The organism is Brevundimonas sp. TWP1-3 (genome assembly GCF_049896085.1).
In the GTDB taxonomy this organism is placed as follows: Bacteria; Pseudomonadota; Alphaproteobacteria; order Caulobacterales; family Caulobacteraceae; genus Brevundimonas.
This window is the reverse complement of sequence record NZ_JAFCTP010000002.1, coordinates 371,344-390,057: the sequence shown is the minus strand read 5'-3', so window position 1 is coordinate 390,057 and position 18,714 is coordinate 371,344. Positions and strand designations below refer to the sequence as shown.

Below are 18,714 nucleotides of genomic sequence, written 5' to 3'. Positions count from 1 at the left end.
ATCCTCAGACCAGAAGGCGGGCGGCGGCGGCGCCGATGGCGGCGGGAAAGCCCAGCACGATGGCGATCTGGACCACGCCCTGCACCGACAGCCCGTCCGTGCGGCCGAAGACATAGAGGGCGAACAGGCTGATCCCCAGGGCGATGGCGTAGCCGGGCAGGGTGAAATGCATGAAGGCGTGCAGGGGCCGATCCGCCTCTTCCTGACCGGCGAAACCGGCGTTGAAGACGATCAGGTGCAGCAGCAGCAGCGACAGGGCGATCAGGGCCAGGACATGCAGGGCCGTGGCCTTGTAGGCGATCAGGATGATCTCCTCGGTCGGGGCGATGTTCAAAGCGAAGAACAGGGCGCCCGCCGCCATCAGGAACAGTTCGCCGAAATAGGAGGCCGCGTCCTCGTCGGTGTCGCCTCCGCCGTCGCCGCTGAGTTGACGTCGGGCCAGAAGCGCCCCCATGGCGCCGGGCACGGCCTGAAGCGCCACCATGCCGATGGCCACATGCGGCGGGGCGTTCCACTGGACCACGCCGAACAGGATCAGCAGCGCCGAGGCGGTGACGAAGCCGACGGCCAGGGCCACGGCGGTGTCGAGAATGTCGTTTCGAAACCCGCGCCGCTTTGAAAAGCCCGCATAATAGGCCAGGCCGTACAGCAGGGGCAGGCCCGCCAGGATGAAGGTCAGCAGCCGCCAGCGCTCCATGGCCACGCCCTGCTCCCACATCTCCATCGTCATCAGCAGCGGGATGTTGAACACCAGGGCGCCGGCGAAGGCGCGGGCCAGATCGCGGACGTAGGCGCGTTCCTTGCGCAGGTCGAAGGGGGCGGCGGCGGTCATGAAGCGGCAACGCTTGGCGCTCCGTTTTGGCTCCTTGGGCCTGTCACGTCCGCGCGCTATCAAGGCGGCGAACAGGAGCCTTCCCCATGCATCTCGCCCGTTTCGCCCGCATCCGCCTGGCCCATCTGCCGACGCCGCTGGAGCCGCTGCCCCGGTTGTCGGAGGCGTTGGGCGTGGATCTGTGGATCAAGCGCGACGACTGCACCGGCCTGGCGGGCGGGGGCAACAAGACGCGCAAGCTGGAGTTTTTGCTGGGCGCCGCGTTCGAGCAGGACGCCGATACGCTGGTGACGCAAGGGGCGGTGCAGTCGAACCATGTGCGCCAGACGGCGGCGGCGGCCGCCGCGCACGGCCTGGCCTGCGAGATCATTCTGGAGGAGCGCACGGGGTCCAAGGCCAGCGACTATGTCGGCAACGGCAATGTGCTGCTGGACCGGCTGTTCGGGGCCAGCATCCGCACCGTGCCGGGCGGGACGGACATGGTCGCGGAGCTGGAGACGACAGCGGACGCGGTGCGGGCGCGGGGCGGCAAACCCTATGTCATTCCCGGCGGCGGTTCGAACCCCATTGGGGCGCTGGGCTATGTCGATTGCGCGCGCGAGATCGTGGTCCAGGCCGACGAGATGGACCTGGAGGTCCACCGGATCGTGACGGCGACGGGCAGCGCGGGCACCCACGCCGGCCTGGTCGCCGGGCTGGCTGTCATGGGGGCCGACATTCCGGTGCTGGGCATCGGGGTGCGGGCGCCCAAGGAGAAGCAGGAGGCGAACGTCTTCAAACTGGCCGAGGAGACGGCCGCCCTGCTGGGCCAGCCGGGGCGGGTGACGCGCGAGAGGGTGGTGGCCGACTGCGACTATGTGGGGGAGGGCTACGGCCTGATCGACCAGGGGGTGATCGACGCCCTGACCCTGGCCGCGCGTCTGGACGGGATCGTGCTGGACCCCGTCTATTCCGGCAAGGCGATGAAGGGGCTGATCGCCCTGGCGCGGGCCGGACAGTTCCGGGGCGAGACGGTGGTCTTCCTGCACACCGGCGGGGCGCAGGGGCTGTTCGGCTATCAGAGCGAGATCGAAGGGGCGCTGTAGGGGCGGTGAGCCCGGTGGATGCGCGCGAGGCGACCTTGGCGTTGTTGGCCGCCCGTGCGGAGGACGCGACCGTCTGTCCCAGCGAGGTGGCGCGGGCGGCGGCTGGTTCGGCGGGGGAATGGCGGGAGACGATGCCTGAGGTTCACGCGGCGGTCGATCAGATGGTGAGCGACGGGCTGGTGCGCCTGAGCTGGAAGGGGCGAAGGCTGACGACGCGGGCGGGGCCGTATCGGATCGGGCGCGGCGGATAGGAGAGACAGTATGACCAGAACCGATTGGCTTCAGTTTCTGTCCTACTACACGGGGTTCGGCGTGCTGTTGCTCGTGTCCGGTCTGGTCGTCGTGGTCGTCACTGTCCTTGTCGAGAGGCGCCGCGCCCGGCGGCGGAAGGATCGCCAATGAGCTCCATCAAAAGATGCCGAGGCGTGGGGTTCGCTTTTGGGCCAGGCGCCCACTTCGCAAACCGACCCATAGCGAACAGAGACGAAATCGGCGGATTCGGCGGTCATGATGCCACACGACGAGAGGCGCCGCTTGGGATGACTTTCGGCAGTTGGCGACAGGTGGATGAAGTGATGGACAAATTGCGCCATAAGGTTGCTGATGTCCGTAATGCTCGCCCTGGCGCTCCAATTGCTCGCAACGCCTACGCCCACTTCGCATTGCACGGGCGCGCGGCGAAACGAGGTATGCACGGAAACGGGCCGGGCTGAGCTGCGGCAAGAATTGGGGCTCCAGCCTTTAGAGGTGGAGACGACCCAAGGGGTCGAAGTCTATCGTGCATTCTACCTTGAGGGAGGCGGAGCACGGCCAGCGATTGCCTTCGTTCGCCGCCCGGGACGGAACCCGGCAGTCGAGGTAATGGCGGGCGGCGGCAGGTCGATGCGCGCCGATGTCCCCCTAGACGTCTGGCGTCAAGTTCAGGCTGCAGGCCAAATCGCCGACTTAGCCGTTGTTCCAAGGAGCGGCTCGGAGGGCGGCTGCATGGATGGTGGGGCGGTGTTCGCGGAAATCGGCGTTCCGGCTACCGACTCGCGAAGCCCGGCAATCAATCGACAGCGGGCGGCGAGCAGTTGCGAAGACAGTGGGACACTGTTTTTTTCCCGCCTCCTAGTCCAACAGGCGGAGCGGCTGCTCCCCGGTTGCGCGGCTATTTCTCGCGACTTCCTTTCGGAAGGCGTGACACGACTTCATTTTTGCTTCCGGCTGACCGGCGACCAAGTTGCCGCCGCCGAAGTCATGGGTCTGGCGCACAGCGACGTGAGCGTCGGGGAAGATGACTCCGTAGCCCGCAAGCGAGCGGAGTGGGCTCGCGCCACGGGTGTGAATCCTTGGACCCGGCTGCGGTGGGCCGGTGAAGATGTTCCGCCAAACCCGGGCGGACGCGACGCAGGGGGAGCCACGGATTTCCTGATCGCCAGGTCGGAGGAATCGCGCGATCTGAGGTTCCATCCGGTTGCTTTCAATGGTGTGTCGGCCACGGTGGTGGAGGTGAGTGGGCACGCGTCCAAGTCCGCCAAGCCAGAGAGTGGCTCGCTATACGCCGACTATCGTCAGGTCTGGCGGCGTATCGCCGGGCAAGAATGGCGCGTCACCGAGTGGTCGGTCGAACCGTTCGAACCCGTTCGATAGCATTCCCCTGAGCGCACTTCGTCCAGGCGAGATGTCGTCTTGCTGCGTCCAAACACCGAAGCTTTTTCTGGAGTAGCGGCATGACCAAGATCCTGGGCGTCATCGGGGGCATGGGGCCGGCGGCGACGGTGGCGTTTCTGGAGCGGGTGCAGGCGCTGACGCCGGCGCAGGGAGATGCGGATCACATCAGGGTGGTGATGGATCTGAACCCGCAGGTGCCGGATCGGAACACCCGGCCGGGCGAGGCGGAGGCGGTGCTGGGGCAAATGGCGGCGCGGCTGGCGGCGGCGGGGGCGCAGGTGATGGCCATGCCGTGCAACACGGCCCATGCCCAGGCGGGCGGGATACGCGCGGTGTGTGAGGCGCAGGGGTTGAGCTTCATCGACATGATCGCGGCGACGGCGGATGCGGCCGTCGTGTCGGGTGTGGAGCGGATCGGGGTGCTGGCGACGCCGGGCGGGGAGCGGCTGTACGGGTACGCGCTGGAGGCGCGCGGGGTCGAGGCGGTGCTGCTGGACGGCGCGGATCGCGAGGCCTTCATGGGGCTGGTCTATGGGGTCAAGCGCGGGGATGTGGGCGAGGCGGCGCGGGCGGGGATGTTGCGGTTGGCGGGCGTGTTGGCGGATGCGGGGGCGCAGGCCTTGATCGCGGGGTGTACGGAGGTTCCGTTGCTGCTGCGGGCGGAGGATGCGCCGGTTGCGTTGACGGACTCTGCCGAGGTGCTGGCGCGGGCGTGCGTGGGGGCGTGTGTGGGTTAGATGTCGTTTTCTTTCGTCATTCCGGGCGCAGCGTAGCGGAGACCCGGAACCCAGCGGCGCGCGAGAGTGCGAACCTGTCGCGGATTAGATGTCCCAGCATCCTGCGGCGGAAGCATCGCCTTCGGTGCCGCTGGGTTCCCCGGTCTCGCTACGCTCGCCGGAGAATGACGAAAGAGGGGTATGAACGGGGCTTGCTAGCCGGCCTCTGGGGCGGCAAACGAAGCGGGTGTCTATTCAGTCCCTTATCATCGATTGCGACCCCGGCGTGGATGACGCCGTGGCGCTGTTCCTGGCCTTTGCGGCGCCCGAGTTGAACCTGCTGGCGGTCACCACCGTGGGGGGCAATGTTCCCGGCGCCCTGACCCAGCGCAATGCGCGCATCGTGCGCCAGATCGCCGGGCGCGAGGACGTGCCGGTGTACGGCGGGGCCGAGCGGCCGCTGAAACGGCCTCCGGCGGGGGCGGGCGCGTTCCACGGGCCCGAGGGTCTGGGCGATCTGGAGCCGTTCCAGCCGACGGGCATCGTCGGCGACGGGCCGGCCGCCAACGCCATCGTCGATCTGGTCATGAGCCGGCCTCAGGGTTCGGTGGCGGTCGCCGTCATGGGGCCGATGACCAATCTGGCGCTGGCGATGCGGCGCGAGCGGCGGCTGGCCGACTGGCTGGGGCCGGTCGTGATCATGGGCGGCGCGAGGTCCGAGGGCGGCAACATCACGCCGTCGGCCGAGTTCAACATCTGGGCCGACCCGGATGCGGCGGCGGTGGTGTTCGGATCGGGGTGCGAGGTTATCGCCCTGGGGCTGGATGCGACCCATCAGGTGCGCGCGACCGAGGACCGGATCACCGCCATCGAGGCCATCGACAGCGAGGCGGCGCGGGCGACGGCGTCGATGCTGCGGTTCTCGCAGCGGGTCGAGCGCGAGGTCGTCGGTTGGGATTCCGCGCCCTTGCACGACCCCTGCACCATCGCCTGGCTGATCAGGCCGGAACTGTTCGAGACGCGGCCGTGCCGGATCGAGGTGGAGACGACGTCGGAGCTGACGCGCGGCCATACGGCGGTGGAGTTCCGGGTCGATCCGACGACGGCGCGGCATCGCTGGGCCGTGTCTGCGGACGGGCAGGGGGTGTTCGACCTGATCGTCGGCAAGCTCAGAGGCGCGATATGAGGATCACCGTCGTCGGCTCGATCAATCTGGACCTGGTCGCCACGGCGCCCAGTCTGCCGGCGCCGGGCGAGACGGTGACGGGGGCGACGCTTGCGCGCCACCCCGGCGGCAAGGGCGCCAACCAGGCGCTGGCGGCGGAGAAGCTGGGGGCCGAGGTGTGCCTGATCGGGCGGGTCGGCGACGACGCCATGTCGGGCGAGGCCCTGGCCCTGATGGCGGACATGGGCGTCGATCTGTCGGGGGTGGAGACGGACGTGGCGGCGCCGACGGGCGTGGCCCTGATCGCGGTCGATCCCAGCGGCGAGAACCAGATCGTGGTGGCGGCGGGCGCCAATCATTTCGTGACGCCCGAACAGCTGCCGCAGCGGATCGAGGGGGCGTTGATCGTTCAACTGGAGCTGCCGCTCGCGACGGTGGAGGCGGCGGTGGGTCGGTCGACCGGCTTCGTCTGCGCCAATCTGGCGCCCGCCGGGCCGGTGTCGGAGGCCCTGCTGCGCCGCGCCGACCTGATCGTCGTCAACGAGATCGAGGCCGCCTACTATGGCGACAGCCTGCACCGGGGCGGCGGCCGGGTGGTGGTGACCAAGGGCGCCAAGGGCGCGGCCATGTATCAGCGCGGCGTCGAAATGGCCTGGGCGACGCCGCCTGTGGTCGAGGCGGTCGATGCGACCGGCGCCGGCGACGCCTTCGTGGCGGCGATCGTCGTGGCGTTGCTGGAAGGGATGGACCCCGCCGAAGCGTTGAAGTTCGCCTGTGCGGCCGGGGCCGTCGCCGCGACGCGCGCGGGGGCTCAGCCGTCAGCGCCGGAGCGCGAAGAGGTCGAGGCGCTTTTAGGTCATCATCAATGAAGGGCTATCCCGCCGGGACGGTGTCCGGCCTGATGCTGGACCCGCGCAAGACCATCGAAGGGTGAACCGGGCGGCGGTTGGGCCGTTGGGTTGTCCGCAACCGATGGAGACGCCCGCATGCGCCGCAGCCCTCTGGCCGTTCTGGCCCTGATGTCCACGACGGCCTTGGCGGCCTGCGGCGACAACAGCCCGTCCAGCCCGGCCGAGACCTCGCCCGCTGTCACCGAAACGGCGGCAGGCGTGCCGGCTCAAGCGGCCCCCGCCGCAGGGATGTCGGGCGGAATTCAGGGCGGGACCGACGACTGGCGTCAGCTCGTCAATCCGGCCGACGCCAGCCTGCTTGGCCGGCTGGACCAAGCCTGGCGTCTGGGTCGCGCCGAGGCCGAGGACGGGGGCTTCGCCCGTCAGGTCGAGGCGCTGGGGCCGCTCGCCGATCCGAATGCGGCCCAGACCGGCCGCATCCAGCCGGGGCCGGGAACCTATCGCTGCCGCACCATCAAGATGGGCCGCCGCGTCGAGGGCCAGGGGCTGGCCTATATCGAATATCCCTGGTTCGCCTGCTCGGTCGAACTGACGCCGGGCGGCGACCTGGTCCTGACCAAGACGAGCGGGTCGCAGCGCACGCGCGGCCTGATCTATCCCGACACCGACCGCCGCGCCGTCTATGTCGGCGCCCAGGCCTGGGGCGCGGACGAAAAGACCTTCCCCGCCTATGGCGACAAGGCCGAGCGCGATCAGGTCGGCGTCATCGAGCGGGTCGGCCAGAACCGCTGGCGTCTGGTCCTGCCGTGGCCCAAGCAGGAGGCCAAGCTGGAGCTGCTGGAGATCACCCGCTGACGGCCTAGACCCGCGTCAGCTTCAGATCCTGATAGTCGTAGCTGAAGTCGATGTCGGGGCTGACGCCCTTCATCGTCGCCGTCGCCGGCTTGGCCGTCAGGATGGCAAAGGTGACGAAGGCGTCCTCCTCGCGCTTGTCCGGGAAACGGGTGCGGAAGGTCTCGCCGTCATACGGCTCCAGCCAGCCTTGCAGGGCCGGGGTGTGGGTGAAGGTCAGCCACAGTCCGCTCTTTTTATTGCGCCCGCGCCCCTCGGTCTTGGGCGCGATGACGATGTCGCCGTACCAGGGGTCGCGCCAGGTTCCGGCGTAGGATTCAAGCGGCATGGACGGGGCGGCGCCGGCCGCCTGTTTGGCGTCGATCTCGGCGGCGGCGGCGATGGATTTGGCGTTGCCCTCGGTCTCCAGCCGCTTGGAATCCGCGATCCAGTCGATGTCGACTTTGCCCATGCAGATGTCCGAAATCCCAGAGCGCAGGGCGCGCAGCAGGAAGCTCTCCTCCGCATTCGAGAAGATGCTGAAGCCGGTCTTGCGGCCGGGGATCAGCACGGTCGCCGAGATGCCGCCTGGCGAGCCGCCGCCGTGGCTGGCGATCCGCTCGCCGCGATAGTCCTGGACCTGCAGCCCCATGGCGTAGGTCGAGGCGATGGCCCGGTTGGGCAGTTCGGCCGTCGGTCCGGGCGAGGAGCCGACGATGATGTTGGGTCGAACCATCTCGCGCGCCGCATCCTCGGAATAGAGCCGGGTTCCGTCCGCCAGCTTGCCGTCGTTCAGGCGCACGGCGATCCATTTGGCCCAGTCGGTCGGGGTGGTGCAAATGCCGCCCGCCGCAGCGGCGGAGTCCCAGTTCCAGACCTCGACGATGGACTTGGCGATCGGCGTCATCGCCCCCTGGTAACGCAGCGGCGGCCCGACCCGGCCGTGGGGCAGGGCGGACTTGGCCGGATCGGCCAGACGCGCCAGCGGCACGGTCTCGGTCATGCCGACCTTGTCCAGGATGCGGGTCTGGATGAAGTCTTCCCAGCTCAGGCCGGACACGGTCTCCAGCACCGCGCCCGCGACCACGAACATCAGGTTGCAGTAGTGGTAGCGCGCCCTGAACCCGTCCTTGATCGGCACGAAGGCGGCCTGGGCCAGCACCTCGGCGCGGGTGCGGTCCGAATTGGGCCAGAACAGCAGGTCGCCGGCGCCCAGGCCGAACCCGGCCCGGTGGCTCAGCGTATCGCGCACCGTGATGTGTTCGCCGATATAGGGGTCCGACAGGGTGAAGCCGGGCAGGTAGTTTTTGACGGGTTCGTCCCACTTCACCTTGCCCTCGTCGACCAGGATGGCCAGGGCGGCGGCGGTGACATTCTTGGTGTTGGAGGCGATGGCGAACAGGGTGTGCTCGTAGGCCCGGGCCAGCTGGCCCTGAACCTTGACGCCGTATCCGCGCGCCAGGACGGTCGTCCCGTCCTTGACCACCGCCACGCCCAGCGCGGGCTGATCCGGCCAGGCCGCCATGCATTTCGCCACATAGGCGTCCACCGCCTGAGCCAGCGAGGCATCGTCGTTCGCGGGCGCGGTTTGGGCGAAGACCGGCTGGGCCGCCAGCGCCGCCGCGCCTCCGGAAGCGAACAGGGAACGGCGCGACAGGCGAAGGGACATGGCGAACTCCAGCGAAGACGCCGGACGCTAGCGCCCCCGGTCGCCTCGGCCAACCTTTAAGGCGTCCACCCATTTTGAAACCGTCATCCTCGCCCTTGTGGCGAGGATCCAGATTCCCGGTCGTCGAGCAGGCGCCTCTGCGTGGAAAAACCGGGAGTCTGGATCCTGGGGACAAGCCCCAGGATGACGGATGTGTGGGTCGCCGCCTTGGGTTTGGCAGCGCGTTCTGCTTACCCCAGTCGCCACCGCTGAAGTTGCTCCAGCACGTCGGCGACGATCTGGTCCTGGGTGAAGCCGGTGATGTCGTGCGGGCGGGCGCCGTCGCCGGTCTGGGCCATCAGTCGCCACTCCAGCAGGCGGCGGCCTTGGGAGGTTTCGCGCGCGGTCATGGTCGGTCGCGGGCGTGATCGCGCGCCGATGCGATAGACGAAGGTCCGTTCGCCGTGCCGCAACGTCAGCCAGGCGGCGGCCTCGTCCGTGCCGATCTCGGCGTCCGGCTCTTCGGCCTCCAGGGCGGCGCGCACCGTCTCCAGCGCGGGCATGCCGTGACGGTCGATCTCCTTGACGATGTCGGCGCGGCTGGCGGGCGCCAGGATGCGCTTCAGCCGCTCGGCCAGGGGCGGGCCCTCGGTCTCGACGTTGCGCCCCGCCAGGTCGGCGTTCATCTGGCGCACCAGGCCGATCGACAGCAGGATCATGATCAGAACGAAGGGCAGGGCGGCGGCCAGGGTGGCGGCCTGAAGCGCGCCCAGCCCGCCCGCCAGCAGCAGCGTCGCGGCGATCAGGCCCAGCAGAAGACACCAGTAGACCCTCTGCCAGCGCGGCGTCTCGTCGGCTCCGCCCGAGGCGATGGTGTCGATCACCAGGGCGCCGGAATCGGCCGAGGTGACGAAGAAGACCGCCACCAGCAGGATCGCCAGGGTCGAGGTGAAGGCCGCGCCGGGCAACTGTTCCAGGAAGTAGAACAGGGCGGTCGACAGGTCGGTCGAGACGGAGTTGGAAATCGCCCCCGCCGCCTGACCCATGTCCAGGCTGATGGCCGTATTGCCGAAGACCGTCATCCACAGGAAGGTGAAGCCGGCCGGCACCAGCAGCACGTTCAACAGGAACTCGCGCACCGTGCGCCCGCGCGAGATCCGGGCGATGAACATCCCCACGAACGGCGACCAGGCGATCCACCAGGCCCAGTAGAACAGGGTCCAGTCCGCCATCCAGGCGCGGGGCTCATAGGCGTAGAGGGTGAAGGTCCGTTCGAAGAAATGGTCCAGATACAGGCCGAAGTTCTGGACCAGCGCCTTGAACAGGAAGTTGGTCGGCCCGACCACCAGCACGAACAGCATCAGCAGCACGGCCAGGATCAGGTTCAGCTCGGACAGGCGTCGCACCCCCTTGCCGACGCCGCTCATCACCGAGGCGGTCGCCGCCGCCATGACCACGACGATCAGCCCCACCTGAACCCACGGCGTATTGGGGATGCCCAGCAGATAGGTCAGGCCGCTGTTCATCTGCGACACGCCGAAGCCCAGCGAGGTGGCGATGCCGAAGGCCGTGCCCCAGATGGCGAAGATGTCGACGGCGTCGCCGATCGGGCCGTTGATCCGCTTGCCCAGCAGCGGCGACAGCCCCGACCGCAGGGTCAGCGGCAGGCCCTTTCGGTGCGCGAAATAGGCCAGGCTAAGCCCGACCAGCGCATAGATGGCCCAGGCGTGCGCCCCATAATGGAAGAAGGTGATGCCCATCGCCTCGCGCGCGGCGGTGAAGGTGCCGCCCTCGCCCGAGGGCGGGTTGATGTAGTGCTGGATCGGCTCGGCGACCCCGAAATACATCAGGCCGATCCCCATGCCGGCGGCGAACAGCATGGCCAGCCAGGACAGGTAGGGGAAGTCGGGCTCGGCGTCGTCCGGCCCCAGTTTCAGCGCGCCCGTCGGCCCGATGGCCAGCACCAGCACCAGGCCCACGAACCCCGCCACCGATGCGATGTAGAGCCAGCCGAAGGTGTCGATGACCCAGGCCTGGACGCTCTGGAACACACGGTCGGACTGTCCGGGAGCGAGGGTGGCGACAAGCAGCAGCATCGCGATGATGGCGCTCGCGCCCCAGAAGACGCGCGGGTTCATCTTTGTAGTCAGCATCGGGTCAAAGCGTATGGCGAAGCTGGCGGTTCCATGCGTGGCTGCCGACCCGCCGTGCGCATGAAGAAGATGTAACTTTGCTTTTCAAAGTAGCGTCGTTAGGCAGCGTTTATCGAAGGGCGTCGCGGACGCCTGGGCGCACTTTCAGGATTTCCGGGGCATGACCTCCTCCAAACTCGTTCTCATGCTGGGCGTGGCTGCGGCCGTGCTGCCCGGCGCCGCCCTGGCGCAACAGGCGCCGGCCCAGCCGACGACCCCGGCCCCGGCCCCGGCCCAGACGCCGCCCCCTCAAACGCCCGCACCCCGCGCCCAGGCGGCCGAACCGGCCCAGCAGCAGCCCGCCAGCGTCGGCGACGTGGTCGTGAACGCGCGCGCCAACGATGTGCGGACCTCCATCGATTCCACCAGCTACAGCCTGGCCAACGATCTTCAGGCCACGACGGGCACCCTTGCCGACGCCCTGCGCAACATTCCCTCGGTCGAGGTCGATCCCGACGGCAACGTCAGCCTGCGCGGCGATGCCAACGTCACCATCCTGATCGACGGCCGCCCGGCGACCCAGTTCAACGGCCCCAGCCGCGGCCAGATGATCCAGCAGATTCCGGCCGCCCAATACGCTCGCATCGAGGTCATGACCAATCCGTCGGCGGCCTACAGCCCCGAAGGATCGGGCGGGGTCATCAACCTGATCTCCAAGCCGACGACTGTGCGGCCGACACAGACGACCACCGGCTCGATCCGCGCCAATGTCGGCGACGGCGGCCGCTACAACATCGGCGGCAGCGTCGCCCATGTGAACGGCAAGACGACCCTGACGGCCGACGTCGGCCTGCGCCACGACGGCTATCTGTCGGAGACAAGCCGCGTGCGCGAACGGCTGGACACGGGCTCGGGCCGCTTCCTGGAGTCGCGCCAGAGCCAGGATATCGACGGCGCGTCCGACAGCGCCTACGTCCGCCTGTCCGCCGAATACAATCTGGACGCAAAGACCCAGCTGGTCGGCGAACTGCGCCACACAGAGGTCGATGCGGGCGGCGACGGCGTCACCCTGTACGAGGCCGACAATGCGGCCGGCGGCATCGGCTCGGCCTATCGCCGCGCCGGCGACGGTCGCTTCAAGGGCCAGTTCTCGGGCGCGACGGCGCGGATGCTGCGGCGCTTCGACGACCAGGGCCACGAATGGACCAACGAGGTCCGCTTCGACCGCAACAGCTTCAACTTCACCTCCGACAGCTTCGTCGATCAACAGATCCCGGCGGCGGCGAACTTCCTCGAAAACACCGCCAACAAGAACGAACAGGACCAGTGGGGCGTCACCAGCGCCTATGTCCGGCCCCTGTCGGACGGCGGCAAGCTGCGCCTCGGCTATGAGCTGCAGGCCACGCTGCTGGAGCTGGACAACGGCGTCGAACGCGGCCCTTCCCAAGCGGCCCTGACCCCCGACCCGCTGGTGTCCAACCGCTTCGACGTCGATCAGGTCGTCCACGCCCTCTACGTCACCTACGAGAAGCCGTTCAGCGAGAAGCTGTCGGCCCAGTTCGGCCTGCGTCTGGAACAGGCGAACCTGGACCTGGATCAGGTCACTAGCGGCGTGAAGACGTCCCAGGACTATTTCCGCGCCTATCCGACCGGCCACCTGTCCTACAAGCTGAACGACAAGGACACTGTGCGCGCCAGCTACAGCCGCCGCATCCAGCGTCCGGGCCCGGCCGATCTGAACCCCTTCCTGACCTATGGCGATCCGCAGAACTATCGTTCCGGCAACCCGGACCTGCAGCCGCAGGAGACGGACTCGTACGAGCTGAACTGGCAGCGCCGGGTCCAGCAGACCTTCTATCAGGCCACCCTCTATTACCGCGACACCAACAAGGCCTTCAGCCAGACGACCCGCGACCTGGGCGCCGGGATTTTCCTGACCCGGCCCGAGAACCTGGGCGCCAGCACCTCGACCGGGCTGGAACTGGTCGCCAACGGCCCGCTGCTGCCGACCCTGCGCTACAACGCCAGTCTGAACGTCTATCGTCAGGAGATCGACGCCGCCGGCATCGTCGGCGCCCAGGATCGCTCGGGCGACGCGGTCTCTGGCCGCCTGTCGGTGAACTGGCAACCGACGCCCAAGGACTTCGTCCAGGTCTCCGGCATCTGGAGCGGCGACCAGCTGCTGGCCCAGGGCGTGCGCGAGCAGTCGACCCTGGTCAACCTGGGCTATCGCCGCAAGCTGAACGACGCCTGGTCGATGCAGATGACGGTGCGTGATGTGTTCGACGACTTCGGCTCTACAACCACTTTGACGACCCCGACCTTCCGCGACCGTTCGAACCAGAGCTTCGGCGGCCGGGCGGCCTATATCGGCCTGACCTGGAACTTCGGCGGCGGCCAGCGTCGTCCCGAACAGTTCGACTTCCAGGGCCCGACGACCGGCGGCTGATACGGGGACGACCGGTTTCGGAGACGTGGGCTCAGGTCCGCGTCTCCCAGGCCAGCCAAACGGCGACGACCACGAGACCGGCGGCCATGACGGCCCGTATGCCCGGACCTTTGACACGCGGCAGCACGGCGCCGGCCGCGCGCGCCGCGCCCATCACGATCAGGCTGTGGACCACGACGGCCACCGCCAGATGCAGCCCGCCCAGCGTCAGGGCCTGGGTCAGCGGCGCGCCGTGGTCCGGCCGCATGAAGGTCGGCAACAGGGCCACATAGAAGACGGCCGCCTTGGGGTTGAGCAGATTGCCCATCATGCCCCGCAGGAACAGTCCGCGAAGCGAGCGCACGTCCGGCGTCGGCTCTGCGTCTGCACCCGGCTCGCGCCAGGCCTCCCACGCCAGCCACAACAGGAACAGCACGCCCGCCCAGCGCAGGCCCTGATACAGCGGCGGCCAGACGGCGAAGACCTCCGTCAGCCCATAGGCGGCCGCCAGCATCCAAACCGCCAGACCTGCCGTCACCCCCGCCACGGCGGCGAAACCGGCCAGCCGCCCGCGCGCCAGGGCGACCAGCGCCAGCCAGCCCATGTTCGGCCCCGGCGTCAGCTCGATCAGGGCTACGGCGATCAGAAAGGGGCCGATGACGGCCGGATCGACGGGCCAGGCGGAATGGGCGATCACGGTGCGCTCCTGTTCAGCGAAGCCTAGGCCGCAGACGGCGCCACGGACAGTCCCGATGTGGGCCGCGCCGACCCCTTGTGTGACCCGATCGTCACACCCACCTCGATCTCAACGGCGCGCTGCTCCGCAGAGGGCGAGCCGAAACCTATCCGCCTCACGAGGGGACTGAAGACCATGAATCTCGAACTCTATTCCGACCGCGCCAAACAGGCCGTCCAGTCGGCCCAGTCGCTGGCGCTCGCCCGCCGTCACCAGCAGTTCGCGCCCGAGCATCTGCTCAAGGTGCTGCTGGAGGAGCGCGACGGCCTGGCCCGCAATCTGATCACCGCCGCCGGCGGCGACGCCAAACGCGCCGAGGCTGACATCGAGACCGCCCTGAAGAAGCGCGCCCAGGTCTCGGGCGGCTCAGGCCAGCTCTATCTGGACGGCGACACCGCCCGCGTCTTCGCCGCCGCCGAGGAGGCCTCCAAGACCGCCGGCGACGCCTTCGTCACCACCGAACGCCTGCTGGCGGCGCTCGCCAAGGAGGGCGGGGTCGCCGCCGAGGTGCTGAAATCCTCGGGCGCCAGCGCCGACAAGCTGGACGCCGCCATCGCCGAGGTGCGCAAGGGCAAGACCGCCGACAGCGCCGGCGCCGAGGACGGCTATGACGCGCTGAAACGCTATGCCCGCGACCTGACCCTGGCCGCCCGCGACGGCAAGATCGACCCGGTCATCGGCCGCGACGAAGAGATCCGCCGCACCATCCAGGTGCTGGCACGCCGGACCAAGAACAACCCCGTCCTGATCGGCGAACCGGGCGTCGGCAAGACCGCCATCGTCGAGGGCCTGGCCCTGCGCATCGTCAACGGCGACGTGCCCGAGAGCTTGCGCGACAAGACCGTCATGGCGCTGGACATGGGCAGCCTGATCGCCGGCGCCAAATACCGGGGCGAGTTCGAGGAGCGGCTGAAGGCCGTCCTGTCCGAGGTCACGGCGGCCGAGGGCGGCATCATCCTGTTCATCGACGAGATGCACACCCTGGTCGGCGCCGGCAAAGGCGACGGCGCCATGGACGCCTCCAACCTGCTGAAGCCGGCCCTGGCGCGCGGCGAACTCCACTGCGTCGGCGCCACCACGCTGGATGAATACCGCAAGCACGTCGAGAAGGACGCGGCGCTTGCCCGGCGCTTCCAGCCGGTCTTCGTCGCTGAACCGACGGTCGAGGACACGGTCTCCATCCTGCGCGGCCTGAAGGAGAAGTACGAGGTCCACCACGGGGTCCGCATCTCGGACAGCGCCATCGTCGCCGCCGCGACCCTGTCGAACCGCTACATCACCGACCGCTTCCTGCCGGACAAGGCCATCGACCTGATCGACGAGGCCGCCAGCCGGGTGCGCATGGCCGTGGATTCCAAGCCCGAAGCCCTGGACGAGATCGACCGCCGCCTGGTCCAGCTGAAGATCGAACGCGAGGCCCTGAAGAAGGAGACCGACCAGGCGTCGAAGGCCCGGCTGGAAAAGCTGGACGACGAGATCGCGGATCTGGAAGGCCAGTCCGACGACCTGACCACCCAGTGGAAGGCCGAAAAGGACAAGGTCGGCCAGGGCGCGCAGCTGCGTGAAACCCTGGACCGCCTGCGCCTCGAACTGGCCAACGCCCAGCGCGCCGGGGACCTCGGCCGCGCGTCCGAAATCGCCTACGGCCAGATCCCCCAGATCGAAAAACAGCTCGAAGAGGCCGAGGCCAACGAAACCTCCGGCAAGGGGCCGCTGACGCCCGAGGTTGTCGACGCCGAACAGATCGCCGCCGTCGTCAGCCGCTGGACCGGCGTCCCCGTCGACAAGATGCTGGAGGGCGAGCGCGAAAAACTGCTCCAGATGGAGACCGCCCTGGGCGGCCGCGTCGTCGGTCAGGACGAGGCCCTGGCCGCCGTGTCCGACGCCGTGCGCCGCGCCCGCGCCGGCCTGAACGACCCCAATCGTCCGCTGGGCAGTTTCCTGTTCCTGGGCCCGACCGGCGTGGGCAAGACCGAACTGACCAAGGCGTTAGCCGAGTTCCTGTTCGACGACGAGGCGGCCATCACCCGGCTCGACATGTCCGAATATATGGAGAAGCACAGCGTCAGCCGCCTGATCGGCGCCCCGCCCGGCTATGTCGGCTATGACGAGGGCGGGGCCCTGACCGAGGCTGTGCGTCGCCGCCCCTATCAGGTCGTCCTGTTCGACGAGGTCGAAAAGGCCCACCCCGACGTCTTCAACGTGCTTCTACAAGTGCTCGACGACGGCCGCCTGACCGACGGCCAGGGCCGCACCATCGACTTCCGCAACACCCTGATCATCATGACCTCCAACCTGGGCAGCCAGTATTTAGCCGAACAGGGCGAGGGCGACGATGTCGAGGCCGTCCGCCCCTTCGTCATGGACGCCGTCCGCGCCCACTTCCGGCCCGAGTTCCTGAACCGGATCGACGAGATCATCCTGTTCCACCGCCTGGGCCGCGACCAGATGGGCGGCATCGTGCGGATCCAGCTGTCACGGTTCGAAAAACTGCTGGCCGACCGCCGACTGTCGCTGGACCTCGACGACAGCGCCCTGGCCTGGCTCGCCGACCGCGGCTACGACCCGGCGTATGGGGCGCGGCCGTTGAAGCGGGTGATCCAGAAGGATCTGGTCGATCCGATTGCGCGGAAACTGCTGGCCGGCGAGATCGAGGACGGCGGGGTGATTGCGGTCACGGCCGGCGAGGGCGGGTTGGAGATCGGGAAGATGCGGGTGCATTAGCGGGGTAGAACTTTAGCCGTGACGAAAACTCCAAGCCGCGCCGCTGCAGGTAAGTAGGGCTACCTTTCGATGTGCGCAGGGGCACTCGCCATGCCCCGCGCACTATTTTGTGCCTGTGCAACGGACGGCGCTGAAGTTGAGCGGTCGTCAGTCATCACCGCGATCAAGATCGCTGCTAGTGCCGTCAGTATGGCAGACGATATGGCTGCAAAAACGGTGCTGGAGTTTGTGGCACCTCCCATCTCGAATATCTCAGCCAATCGCAGAAGCTGATTTAAGTCCTGTCCAGATTCCTCTTGTGTTTCTGAAGATTTTTCAGCCACATAATCCCAAAGTGCGGAATCCGTGAATGAGTCATCCCCTCTTTTGTTGTATTCAATTCTCTCTGTGACTATGCGACGAATGTCAGCTGCCTCGAATCTTAGGCTGTAGATGTCAGCTATGTCTTTCTTGTTCGAGAGTAAGAAGTAATTTTTTATTTTAACGAACAGATTCCGTTCTGTAAGCCTATCAATAACTGATCGTATTCCATACGAAACGGAATATTCGATTTCCATCAGCCGGTTTCTTGTGTATATTTGAAGGTAAAAATTAGGAAGGACTGCTCTTATTTGCCGATAAAATCCAGTTAAATTGGGTCCTTGATACAGTATGCTGTCGTACCCGCGCCTCTTCTCAATTTTGAGATCTTCTTTTTCTGATATCTGAAAGTAAAATTCTGCATGAAATGGACTTGGTCCCAAGCAAGCAAATTTCACTGAGGCATCTTTAGGCCAACGAGAAGCAAGGTAATTTCGTATGACTGGCACGAAATTCGAAAAACCCTCTGATAGATCGCCTGAAATTACCTCTCCCGGCTTTATCAGCGCGATGGGGAAATCTCCTCCAAAATCTACCAGCACCTTAAACTTTTCACAATGAAGTGCGCCATATCCGTAAGGATAAACTTCTTCTTGAACGCGTTTAGGGATGAATACATCAAACGTCACTAAACCTGATGATGGGCAAGGTATGAAAGGTATATTCAGATACGATTCTTCGTCATCATCTTCGTACTTGGGGTGAAATCCAATATCAGAGAATCCGGATATTTCGGATACTGAAACATTACTTACATTATCAATTTTTTCTAACGAGTTTGATATTCCTAGAGCGTAATCTTCCCCCGGAGCATCGTTTTCTTGCCATTTTTTTTGGACGAAATGAAAACAGCCGATGGCGAAAATTTCGTCAGCTTTTCCATTCAAGAATGCGCTTCTGCTCATGTGCCCCTCCAGATTCGCAACCATCACGCGGGGCATGGATGATCGCAACTTGTTCATACTGTCAAAGCCGACAGCACTTGATCCTTCTCCCATTGGGAGAAGGTGGCCGCGAAGCGGACGGATGAGGGTCGGGTGTCGAAGTCGGCGTGAGCCGGTCGCACCGGTCGGGCCGCAGCGGGTGGCGGACGACCCTCACCCTTTCGCGCAAGAACGTCGGCTGCGCCGCCGTGCGCTCAAGCCCTCTCCCAATGGGAGAGGGAGGTTACAGGCCCAGCGTCCTGGCGCGATCACGGATGGCGGCGTCGATGCGGGCGGGGTCTGTCAAGGCTTCGGCGTTGGTGAAGCGGACGACGGTCCACCCTAGGGCCTCGATCTCCTGCTGACGGTGGTGATCGTTCAACACGACATCATCCCGCTCATGCACCCCGCCGTCGATCTCGATGACCAGCCGCAACGGGACGCTGGCGAAATCGACCACGAAGCGGCCGACCGGGTGCTGGCGTCGCACCTTCCAGCCATCGACTGCGCCGCCGCGCAGTCGCTCCCAGATGCGGTCCTCGGCCAGGCCGCCGCTCCGGCGAAGCCCGCGCGAGCGCGGCGTCAGTCGGCTGGTCGTCATGCGCGGGTCCCCGTCAGAACCCCATCCCA

The 18,714-nt window shown here is 66.8% G+C and carries 16 protein-coding genes; 10 read left to right on the top strand and 6 right to left on the bottom strand.

From position 1 onward, the window contains the following. Nucleotides 1-4: 4 nt before the first annotated feature. The gene (locus tag ACP693_RS13835) at nucleotides 5-832 is read right to left on the bottom strand and encodes a TIGR02587 family membrane protein (RefSeq protein WP_426020256.1); all 828 of its coding nucleotides are present in this window, start codon (nucleotides 830-832) and stop codon (nucleotides 5-7) included. Between the two features lie 86 nt (nucleotides 833-918). Here ACP693_RS13835 and ACP693_RS13830 point away from each other — a divergent pair, with 86 nt between their 5' ends. The 8 genes from ACP693_RS13830 to ACP693_RS13795 all read left to right on the top strand — a co-directional run bounded on the left by ACP693_RS13830 (nucleotide 919) and on the right by ACP693_RS13795 (nucleotide 7,157). After that, nucleotides 919-1,917 carry a D-cysteine desulfhydrase gene (locus ACP693_RS13830; RefSeq protein WP_426020254.1) on the top strand — a complete coding sequence of 333 codons (999 nt, stop codon included), beginning with the start codon at nucleotides 919-921 and terminating at the stop codon, nucleotides 1,915-1,917. Nucleotides 1,918-1,922: 5 nt separating this feature from the next. Then, entirely contained in the window at nucleotides 1,923-2,168 is a 246-nt protein-coding gene (locus ACP693_RS13825; protein ID WP_426020252.1) for a DUF3253 domain-containing protein, read from the top strand. 10 nt (nucleotides 2,169-2,178) lie between these two features. Continuing rightward, nucleotides 2,179-2,319: a hypothetical protein gene (locus tag ACP693_RS13820; protein ID WP_425985537.1), complete on the top strand. Its 141-nt coding sequence runs from the start codon at nucleotides 2,179-2,181 to the stop codon at nucleotides 2,317-2,319. A gap of 480 nt (nucleotides 2,320-2,799) precedes the next feature. After that, nucleotides 2,800-3,549 (top strand): hypothetical protein, encoded by a 750-nt coding sequence (locus ACP693_RS13815; RefSeq protein WP_426020250.1) that lies wholly within the window; start codon nucleotides 2,800-2,802, stop codon nucleotides 3,547-3,549. Between the two features lie 80 nt (nucleotides 3,550-3,629). After that, complete coding sequence (locus ACP693_RS13810) at nucleotides 3,630-4,307, top strand: aspartate/glutamate racemase family protein (protein ID WP_426020248.1); 678 nt, start codon at nucleotides 3,630-3,632, stop codon at nucleotides 4,305-4,307. A gap of 226 nt (nucleotides 4,308-4,533) precedes the next feature. Next, nucleotides 4,534-5,472 carry a nucleoside hydrolase gene (locus tag ACP693_RS13805; protein WP_426020246.1) on the top strand — a complete coding sequence of 313 codons (939 nt, stop codon included), beginning with the start codon at nucleotides 4,534-4,536 and terminating at the stop codon, nucleotides 5,470-5,472. Continuing rightward, a complete protein-coding gene (locus ACP693_RS13800) occupies nucleotides 5,469-6,320 on the top strand; it encodes a ribokinase (protein ID WP_426020244.1) in 852 nt (283 codons plus the stop codon). The genes ACP693_RS13805 and ACP693_RS13800 overlap by 4 nt, the downstream gene beginning before the upstream one ends. Nucleotides 6,321-6,437: 117 nt before the next feature. Further along, entirely contained in the window at nucleotides 6,438-7,157 is a 720-nt protein-coding gene (locus ACP693_RS13795) for a DUF4893 domain-containing protein (protein ID WP_426020242.1), read from the top strand. A 4-nt stretch (nucleotides 7,158-7,161) separates the two neighbouring features. Here the strand turns inward: ACP693_RS13795 and ACP693_RS13790 are convergent, their stop codons facing one another. Both ACP693_RS13790 and ACP693_RS13785 read right to left on the bottom strand, forming a co-directional pair. Continuing rightward, nucleotides 7,162-8,802, bottom strand: coding sequence for a serine hydrolase (locus tag ACP693_RS13790; RefSeq protein ID WP_426020240.1), 1,641 nt, complete (start codon nucleotides 8,800-8,802; stop codon nucleotides 7,162-7,164). A gap of 230 nt (nucleotides 8,803-9,032) precedes the next feature. Further along, nucleotides 9,033-10,934, bottom strand: a complete 1,902-nt coding sequence (locus ACP693_RS13785; RefSeq protein ID WP_426020238.1) for a BCCT family transporter — start codon at nucleotides 10,932-10,934, stop codon at nucleotides 9,033-9,035. A gap of 160 nt (nucleotides 10,935-11,094) precedes the next feature. Here ACP693_RS13785 and ACP693_RS13780 point away from each other — a divergent pair, with 160 nt between their 5' ends. Beyond that, a complete protein-coding gene (locus ACP693_RS13780; RefSeq protein ID WP_426020236.1) occupies nucleotides 11,095-13,362 on the top strand; it encodes a TonB-dependent receptor domain-containing protein in 2,268 nt (755 codons plus the stop codon). A gap of 31 nt (nucleotides 13,363-13,393) precedes the next feature. On the opposite strand, the gene ACP693_RS13775 is transcribed toward ACP693_RS13780, so the two are convergent. Beyond that, nucleotides 13,394-14,038 (bottom strand): LysE family translocator, encoded by a 645-nt coding sequence (locus ACP693_RS13775; protein ID WP_426020234.1) that lies wholly within the window; start codon nucleotides 14,036-14,038, stop codon nucleotides 13,394-13,396. Nucleotides 14,039-14,212: 174 nt separating this feature from the next. On the opposite strand from ACP693_RS13775, the gene clpB reads away from it, so the two are divergent. Then, nucleotides 14,213-16,801: an ATP-dependent chaperone ClpB gene (gene clpB / locus ACP693_RS13770; protein ID WP_426020233.1), complete on the top strand. Its 2,589-nt coding sequence runs from the start codon at nucleotides 14,213-14,215 to the stop codon at nucleotides 16,799-16,801. Between the two features lie 59 nt (nucleotides 16,802-16,860). Here the strand turns inward: clpB and ACP693_RS13765 are convergent, their stop codons facing one another. Continuing rightward, nucleotides 16,861-18,102, bottom strand: a complete 1,242-nt coding sequence (locus tag ACP693_RS13765; RefSeq protein WP_426020231.1) for a hypothetical protein — start codon at nucleotides 18,100-18,102, stop codon at nucleotides 16,861-16,863. A gap of 226 nt (nucleotides 18,103-18,328) precedes the next feature. Beyond that, entirely contained in the window at nucleotides 18,329-18,685 is a 357-nt protein-coding gene (locus ACP693_RS13760; RefSeq protein WP_426020229.1) for an endonuclease domain-containing protein, read from the bottom strand. Nucleotides 18,686-18,714: the final 29 nt, after the last annotated feature.